Genomic DNA, 8,724 nt, shown 5'->3' with positions numbered 1-8,724 from the left:
CACATGAACACACCGCTGTCCCGCTCATCCCGACTGCCATCGCCGCTGCGCCTGTTAGTGTATGCGGCGCTGCTCACCTGGAGTGCGACGCCGGCTTTTGCCCAGCTGGCGCCGGCCCAGGTCGACCCGGGCGCGCTGCAGCGGCAGGCAGAAGAGCGCCGCCGCTATCTCGAGGAACAGAAACTGCGCACGGAGCGTCCCGCTGACATCGATCTGGCGGGCCCGCAAGCGGCGGCGCCCGTGCCTTCAAGTGGCGTGCGCTTCGTGCTGAACGAGGTCGTGTTCGAGCCGAGCACGTTCCTCACGCAGCAAGATTTGCAGGGCATCGCGGCGAGCTATGTCGGACGCGAAGTCGATTTCGCCGGGCTCGCCAGGATGGTCGAGGACGTCAACGCGCTCTACCGCAAACAGGGGATCGTCACCGCGCGCGCCGTGATCGGCGCCCAGAAGATCGAGAATGGCGTGGTCCGCGTCCGGCTGGTGGAAGCACGCCTCGAGCAGATTGCGCTGCAGGGAGCAGGGTACACGCGCCAGGATGCCGTCACGGGCGTGTTCCAGGACTTTCAGGGCCGCACCCTTGATACGCGCGTGCTGGAAGACCGTATCCTGCGCTTTAACCGCGGCGGTGAGCTGCAGGTCGAAGCCAGCCTGCGGCCCGGCAGTAGCGTGGGAGCGACCGATCTGCTGCTCAAGTTGAAAGAGCCGGCGCGCTATCAGGCGCGCGCCTTCGTCAACAACGAGGGACCACGCAGCGTCGGCACAGCGCAGGTCGGCATCGACGCCGCGCTGAATGGCCCGTTCGGCATCGGCGACAAATTGTCACTGTACGTGGCCCGCACGCGCGGCGCGACATCCGGTGCGTTGTCGTACGCCGTGCCGGTCAACCGCATGGGTGGGCGCTTGACCGCTTCGTACAGCCAGGGCATTACCGACGTGGTGGCGGGGCCGTACCGGGCACTGGACATCAACGGCAAGTCGAAGTCGCTCCAGCTCGGTATGGCCCAGTCACTGTGGCGCAGCGGCGCCTGGTGGATCGACCTGGCCGGAACGCTCGGTAAAACACGCAGTGACAACCAGATCGGCGACCTCGCGCTCAGTCACACGGAGATCGACAACCAGACGCTGGGCGCCACCGCGACCGGCGCCTGGGATGGCCGCAACGTCAGCTTGTCCGTCACCGCCACCCATGCGCGCGAGCAGGCGCTGGCCACGCCGGAACGCAGCTTCAATCTGCGCCAGTTCCGGGGCAGCTGGGTCGAATCGATGGGCGGCAACAACTATCTCGTGCTGCGTGGCGTGATCCAGGATACGAACGTGGCCGTTCTGGCGCCATCGCTGCTGTTCCAGGTTGGCGGCATCGGCTCGGTTCGTGGCTACGAAGTAGGGGCACTGTCGGGCGATCGCGGCTACCTGGTCAATCTCGAGTTCCACCGGGCGCTGAGCGACAGCGTCGATGCCTCGGTATTCTCCGACTACGGCGAAGTGCGCACCATGGGCTTGGTGCATCAGTCGGTCACATCGGTCGGCGCCGCCATCGACTTCCAGCTGCAGCAGGCCTGGCAGGGCAACATCACGGCAGGGCGCGCGCTCAAGGAAATTCTGCCTGGCCAGTCGTCGTGGCAGGTGACGGGGCGCTTGAGCTACGCTTTCTGAGCACACGCTGAAACAACAGCCGCTCCAGCGATCGGGCTTCATGCATTCTTGATCGCTGGAGCAGGGACATGTCGCGGTCCCGGAATACCAATGCCCAATTCTCAGCTGCTGCAAATACATGCACGTTCATGGATTCGGATTGGTTCAGCGACTTGATGGCTGCGAGGCCGACTTTGCACTTTAACTCGACATTAGGGAATATATTGTCGAGTGAGATATTTGGCGATCTTTAACTGCTTGTCCCCCGGATTCGGCAGGGGTAGAGTTCAGGCAATGATCAAATATACACTTCATGATGAGAATTGAGCATATATGCGCTGGTGCCCGCCCGGATTCTCTGCGGAATGATGACCACGTTGCGGTGTTCACTTCTGCGGGCGTGACCGACATTGTCGTCATCGACGGTGGCTCATCCGTGGCCTACCGCGACTACATCGATGAACGTCAGGGCGATGTCGCCTGGTTTGTCCATGCTTTTGCTGCGGCATTGCAGAAAGCGCTGCAACCAGGGCGCGACCAGCAGGAATGCGTCTGGATCGCGATCGCTGATGTCAGAACCCGGTTCAAGCATCTGACAGCCGGTCAGGACGTACCGTTGCATGCCTGGCCGATTGCAGCCATGACCTGGCTGAGGATGTCACACCAGGACGGCACCGCGCACGCGACGCTGTACAGCCTCGGTGACTGCAAAACTTTGCTGTACACGGCCACAGGTACCTGTATCGATCCGGATCCTTTCGTCAACCCGCAGGAAGCCATTTTGCAGGATTGCATCGCCACGTTGAAGGCGGAAGGTATCGATGATCCACTACGTCGACGCGAACGCATGCTGCCAATGCTGCGCGCTCGCCGCGAATCGCAAAACACGTCACCCGCGCCTGGTGTGCTGTGTCTCGAACCGAATGGACCGTTCCAGGCCCGGCTGCGCAGCATCAGTCTCGCAAATGATGCCAGGGTGTTGGTGATGACGGATGGCTTCTATCGACTGGTCGATCTTTATGGCTTGTACAACGACCCGGGGCTGGTGAAGGCATGCATCGAGTTTGGCCTCGAGGCGCAACTCGACAAGTTACGGAACCATGAGTTGAATTGCACAGGTACTGCGACACACGCCGTGAAGTCAGCGGACGATGCGTCTGCGGTGCTCTGGAGTGCGACGTAGGTGACGTCGAGAGGGTGGCATTCCTTTGGTTGCATCGATCAGGCCGAATTGATGCATATACCGTATTTAACATAATATAGATTATGCGGTGTTCGGGTTGGCGCGTCAGATTCGGGAATATCAGACACTGATCAGTTCTTACACGGTCATTGTTCGGCAACCAGACTATTGGAAAAGTCTTCTGCGCGTTCCCAATGATGTCGACTGGTCGTTGTCGTCGATCCACCTACGCCGGGTCCGTGCGTTGAGATACGCCACGAAGTCGCTGCATCTGTTGCGAACCTGGGCGTGATCCGCAATCCACGCCGGTAGCTGGCTGAACAACATGGATCAGCTAATCTCCAACAACCGATGCGCGTCGGGCCAATGGTGCCTTGTAACGCGCCGAAACGTCGGCACGTGCTTGAAGCCACTTGAATGACATCCGAACATCGCCCGGATTCTGTATGAATCCAACGTTGCCCGGTCTGCCATGCAATGTGAATGATTGAAGCGTGCACGGGTATGGCCAATTTCCTGACCATCAGGCTGAGGCGCTCCCGCGCACGCTCGTCGGGATTCAAGGATGAACGGAACAATGCGCGCCGCCCCGCTCGACCTGATCTGCTCGACCTGATCTGCTCGACCTAATTAGCGCGAATTTGCCAGCGCCTACACGTTCGGACGCGGACGCAGACCGACCTGCAACTCGGGATCGGGCAAAAAGTACGTAGCGCCGGATGCGGCCGTGACGGTCGCCGTCCAGGTCCATGCGCCTTGTTCGTCGACGGTCTCGGTCACCGGATCACCCGGACGCCACGTGAAATCACGCTGGGTACCGTCGCCGAACGGCGACACCGGCCCCTCCTGGTTCGTGAAACGCATGTCAACGGATGTCATGGCGTCCGGCGAACCGTTTGGCGCCAGCAGGACCGGCAGCACGGTGTCCGCTTCAGCGAACTGCACGGAACCTGGATTGAGTCCGGCCGGCGGCGTGGGTTGATAACTGACTGTGGCGCTCTTGTCATCGTTGCATTGAAAGATAAAGGTATAGGTCGTCATCGTTGCTCCTGTGATAGTGGTAGTGCGTCATGAGTACTGCATCAAGAGCCCGCCAGGCGGGCTGAAAGTTGTGGGAAGCGCGCATCGCGGCGCAGTGCCAGCAAATCGGGTTCGATCTCGATCGCGTGGCGGGGATAGCCGAGGCCCAGCGCGCGCAGGATTGCCGTGATGGCCCGGTCGCGCTGGCCGATCAATTCGTAGGCCAGTCCGGCACGGAACTGCACGTCCAGACTGTCCGGAGCGAGCCGCAACGCATGTTCAATCGCGGGCAACGCGCCCGCGCTGTCGCCGCTGCGGGCTCGATACAAGGCCATGCGCGACACCAGCGTGACATCGCCCGGCGCGCGTGCCAAGGGGGCGGCCAGCAGGGCCATGGCTTTGCGGTAGGCCTGGGCCGCCTCCTCCCGCCGGCCGGGAATCCACAGCAGGGTGTCGGCCAGGTTGGCCCAGCCCAGGTAATCGCCCGGGTTGCCCTTGACGGGGCAAACGGCGTTTTCGAACGCGGCGACTGCGCCGATATAGTCGCCACGCGAAAACAGCGCGTTGCCGAGATTGCCGTACAACCAGGCATTCGGCCGGACTTGCAAGCCCTGCTGCAGCACTGCGAGGGCCTCGTCGCCCCGTCCCTGGCGCTGCAACACCGCATTCAGGTTGGCATACGCATCGACCACGTCGGGCTGGATCCGGATGCTGTTCCGAAATGCCCGCTCGGCCGCCGCGTAATCGCCCAGGTCGTAATGGATTTTGCCGATCAGGTCGGCGAAAGAACGCTCGCGGGGATGGGCCCGCAGGCCCGCCTGCGCCATGGTCAAGGCGGCGTCGACCCGGCCCTGGCGCGCCAGCGTCGCGGCTTTACTCAACATGGCGAACAGATTGGTCGGCTCGAGGCGCAGCGAAAGATTGGCCGCTGCCAGTGCCAGTACGCTTTTGCCGCTGCGCTCCAGGGCGATCGCGTCGGCCGCATGCGCCAATGCCAGCTGCGGATTCAGGCGCGTTGCCTGCTGGGCGGCGGCACTGGCCTTCATGAGCCAGACTTCGTCCTGGGCATCGCTCTGTTGGCGGCGGCTGTACACGATCGACATCCCGGCGACCGCCGCAGCATGTCGCGGTTCCCGGTCGAGCACTGCGGCAAACTGTGCGCTTGCCTCATCCAGCTTGCCTGGCACGTCGGGCAAGGCAAGTGCGGCCAGGCCATCCGCCATGTGCACCGCCACCGAATACGGAGGCGCCGAACGCGCCGACGGCGCTGCGTCATTCCAGGAGACGGTCGCGCCAGTGGTCAGCAATGCGGCCAGGCACCATGCCCCCAGACGCCGCAGCACCCGCGGGCGAAACGCGTCGGCGGTCTGCGGACCAACGCGCTCTTGCAGCATGCGCATACTGGCGAGACGCTGCTCGGGGCAACGCGCCGTCATGGCCCGGATCAGCACGATGTGTTCGCGCCTCAGAGCGGGTGGATAGTCCCAGTCGGCGGAGGACGACTGACAGAGCGCCGCCGCCAATGCCAGGCCGTGCAAACCGGCAAAAGGCCGCACCCCGGTCAACAGTTCGTAGAGCAGTGTGCCGAGCGCATAGATATCGGCGCTCGCCGTCTGCGCCGCGCCGGACAGGCGCTCCGGCGCCATGTACGCGAGCGTGCCTTGAGGCTCCCCCGTCGGACTGGTACAGGTGGCTTCGCTGTCGACCTGCATCGCCAGGCCGAAGTCGAGAATACGGACGAGTCCAGCGCTGTCGAGCATGACGTTCGACGGCTTCAGGTCGCCATGCACGAGGTGTTGGGCGTGTGCCTCTTCCATGGCGTGGGCAATCTGTGCCACGATGGCCAGAGCACGCGGGGCGTCCAGCGGCCCGGCACTCAGCAACTGCCGAAGGGTGCGGCCGTGTATCAGTTCCATCACGATCGACTGGCTGTCGCCATCGTCCTCGACCGCAAACACCTTGACGAAAGCCGGGTGGCGCAACGACGCGCCCAGGCGGGCTTCGCGGATCAGGTCCGCCGCCCCGCCCTCATCGTTCAGACGTTTGAGGGCCACTTCACGACACAGATTGCTATCCCATGCCTTGAATACCTGTCCGCAGCCGCCCTCGCCGAGGAGCGACCTGACCTGGTAGTGCTTGAACACGTAACTGCCCAAGGCATAGGCATGTGTGGGCATATTCAATAATGGTTGCGATCAACGAAACCAATAGTAACCCAGATTTAATTCTTTTCCGGCAATTAAAGGACGCCGTTACGTCAGCGCGTCGTCGTCTGTCGGCCTGCCCGCACCGTGCGCCTTGATGAGCTTATACATGGAGGGTCGCGAGATCCCCAGTGCACGCGCGGTGGCCTGAATATTTCCTTTGTGGGCTTGCAGCGCAGCTTGAACGGTCGCGTCAGTGAGATCGCCGAGACGCGCCCGCCGTTCCCGCACCGGCCCGGCCACGGTGGGCATGGTCGTATCGCGCCGCCCCACCAGTGCATCGAAGTCGATCGTCTCGCCCGCCTCGAGCGACAGCACACAACGTGTCAGCAGATGCTTGAGCTGCCGTACATTACCCGGCCAGTCATAGCAGGCGAGCTGGCCGATCAGCGCGGCGGGCAATGCGATCCGGTCACCAAGGTACGCCAGCAGATGCTGTATCAGCACGCCCAGGTCCTCGCGCCGCTGGCGCAGCGGCGCAATATGAATGACATGGCTCTCGAGCCGGCGCAACAACGCCTGGCTGAAGACGCCGCCGTACAGATCCTGATCGGTGGCGGCGATCACGCGTGCATTGGCATGCTGGTCGACGCTCGCGCCAAGGGGACGGTACTCACCGGTCTCGAGCACGCGTAGCAGCATCGGCTGGACACTGGCCGGCGCGCTGCCGATCTCGTCGAGAAACAGGGTCGAGTTTTGCGCCTGCGCGAACAGGCCCGGCCGCGCCGCGTGCGCGCCGGTATAGGCGCCCCTGGCCGCGCCGAACAATTCGGCCGTGGCCAGGCTCTCGCTCAAGGCTGCAAGGTTGACGGTCACCATGGGCTTGCCCGCCTGCGGGCTGCGTGCGTGAATTGCGCGCGCTGCCACGTCCTTGCCGCTACCGGTTTCGCCCAGCAGCAGTACGGTCAAACCGGTGGGCGACACCTGCAGGATCTGGTCGCGCGTACGGATTGCCGCTTCACTGATCCCGATCAGACCATCGACCGGATTGGACCTGGGCAGGCAGCGCATCCAGTGCAGGCACAGCACCACGACGCCACCCAGGCCGAGAATGGCGCCCGCTGCCATCTCATCGCGGCCAAGCTCGGCGCCGTCGAGTACAGCGACACCATTGAGCTCGACCTTCATGCGGCTGTCGGGCAACCCGATCGCAAAGCCGCCGGCGCCAGTCGGGTGCAATTGCAGCGGCGCGCGCGAGATGGCGCGATGGCCGAGTGGCAGCCCATCCTTGCCCGGATGCCGAAACAACGGTTGGTAGCGGGCCAGCTCGATTGACGCCGCACCCGACCCGGCCAGGAACTGGGCGCCGATCATTGCCGGATCAGGGTGACTGAGGATGCTCAGGCACAGCAAAGCCGGTGCTTCCCTGCGAACCGCCGTGATCGGCGAACTGAGCGTGTTGTCGGTGTCGAGCATGGCGGTGGCCGGATGGTGGTGATGGACCATTGCCGCGCATTTTACACACTCCATCCAGGCTGGTTGGATATCCCCGGCGACGCCATCCGGTGCGGGTCCCACGTGCTGTCGGGGAAGGTACTTTCAAGCCGGGAACCGCGCAGGATCGTGAAGCTGTAGTCGCCAAAACGCAACTCGCAACGCCGTCGCTCGACCAGTTCCACCGTCATGCCCAACCGCGCCGCCGCCTGTCGCAATTGACTGCGGATCCGGAAAATATGGATATTCAGATGCGTGACATCCAGTCCCAGGCTGTGCGCCAGCATGCCAGTCTCGATCCAGCCCTGGCTGGAATGGTCAAGGCCGCGCTCGGCATCGCGCAGGCGCAGCCGCGCCAGTTCCAGCAGGCTGTAGTGATGCGCGCGCTCGCCCAACGTCACGACGGCCAGGCGCGAGGCCACGTGAACGGACACGTGCTCCTCGTTCAGGCTGACCGTGAAACCAAGCCGCAGCAATGGTTCGCGCTCCGCTGCGACCGTACCGGCGGTACCCAGTTGGCTGGTGGGGTTACGATCATAGTCCATCATGGCGTGCTCTCGATTCGGGGAAAAGTGTCGTTCAAGCACCCACTGTCGTGCCGGGCCATCATGGCCAGACACCTGCACCCGGGCCGCACCACGGACCATAACTGAATTTGATCAGGTAATGGATGGCAATATTCGCGGGGCGCGTCTCGTAGGGGCTCACGCCGGTCGCTGGCGTCAACAGCGTCCCGGTGCTGTCCGCCGGCGCCGAGCTTTGCGCGGGCTGGGCCGGACTGCTGGCCGCCGCGCCCTCGCCCGTCGGTCCGGACATGGCTGGCGCTGACTGGTAGTTGTGATCGTGGGTCAGCAAGGCCGATTGCTGGCGCGAACCGACGCCCTGGTCGTATGCGGCGCCCCCGGCTGCCGCCGTGCGCTGCGTGACATCGGGATCCCGGCCGGCGCCGTAGTCGGTGCCGCGCAGAAAAGCGCCGCGGTAGTCCGGGATGTTGAACGTGTCCACCGCGCCGCCATACAGATAACCGAGCGCGGCGAACAATTCCGGATACTGGCCCACATCCAACGCGCGCCCGTCGCACAGCATCCAGCACCAGGCCTCGACCGGCGCAGTCACGTGCGGTCCGGACGGCGGCGCGCTGTCGGGCGGATGCGCGGTGGCAGGGACCGGCGCACCCAGCGCGCCGGCGAAGGCCGTTACCGCGCCAACCGGCAACACGCCCATCGGGATCATGGCCATGGGCGCGAGGCC

The 8,724-nt window shown here is 63.8% G+C and carries 7 protein-coding genes; 2 read left to right on the top strand and 5 right to left on the bottom strand.

Features of this window, described 5'->3' with window-relative positions:
• The first annotated feature begins 3 nt into the window (after window positions 1-3).
• Together AC56LH_RS07980 and AC56LH_RS07975 are read left to right on the top strand one after the other, a co-directional pair.
• Window positions 4-1,653, top strand: coding sequence for a ShlB/FhaC/HecB family hemolysin secretion/activation protein (locus AC56LH_RS07980; RefSeq protein ID WP_499645446.1), 1,650 nt, complete (start codon window positions 4-6; stop codon window positions 1,651-1,653).
• A 379-nt stretch (window positions 1,654-2,032) separates the two neighbouring features.
• Window positions 2,033-2,815 (top strand): hypothetical protein, encoded by a 783-nt coding sequence (locus tag AC56LH_RS07975; protein ID WP_499645445.1) that lies wholly within the window; start codon window positions 2,033-2,035, stop codon window positions 2,813-2,815.
• A gap of 651 nt (window positions 2,816-3,466) precedes the next feature.
• On the opposite strand, the gene AC56LH_RS07970 is transcribed toward AC56LH_RS07975, so the two are convergent.
• The 5 genes from AC56LH_RS07970 to AC56LH_RS07950 form a co-directional block, all read right to left on the bottom strand.
• Window positions 3,467-3,856, bottom strand: coding sequence for a hypothetical protein (locus AC56LH_RS07970; RefSeq protein ID WP_499645444.1), 390 nt, complete (start codon window positions 3,854-3,856; stop codon window positions 3,467-3,469).
• A gap of 41 nt (window positions 3,857-3,897) precedes the next feature.
• Entirely contained in the window at window positions 3,898-6,012 is a 2,115-nt protein-coding gene (locus tag AC56LH_RS07965) for a protein kinase domain-containing protein (protein WP_499648430.1), read from the bottom strand.
• Between the two features lie 75 nt (window positions 6,013-6,087).
• Window positions 6,088-7,485 (bottom strand): sigma 54-interacting transcriptional regulator, encoded by a 1,398-nt coding sequence (locus tag AC56LH_RS07960; protein ID WP_499645443.1) that lies wholly within the window; start codon window positions 7,483-7,485, stop codon window positions 6,088-6,090.
• A gap of 11 nt (window positions 7,486-7,496) precedes the next feature.
• Window positions 7,497-8,021 (bottom strand): hypothetical protein, encoded by a 525-nt coding sequence (locus AC56LH_RS07955; RefSeq protein ID WP_499645442.1) that lies wholly within the window; start codon window positions 8,019-8,021, stop codon window positions 7,497-7,499.
• 58 nt (window positions 8,022-8,079) lie between these two features.
• A complete protein-coding gene (locus AC56LH_RS07950) occupies window positions 8,080-8,712 on the bottom strand; it encodes a tail fiber protein (protein WP_499645441.1) in 633 nt (210 codons plus the stop codon).
• Between the last annotated feature and the right edge of the window lie 12 nt (window positions 8,713-8,724).

It is taken from the genome of Telluria sp. LT1R51-2 (assembly GCF_059685775.1).
This window is presented reverse-complemented; position numbering and strand designations above follow the sequence as displayed.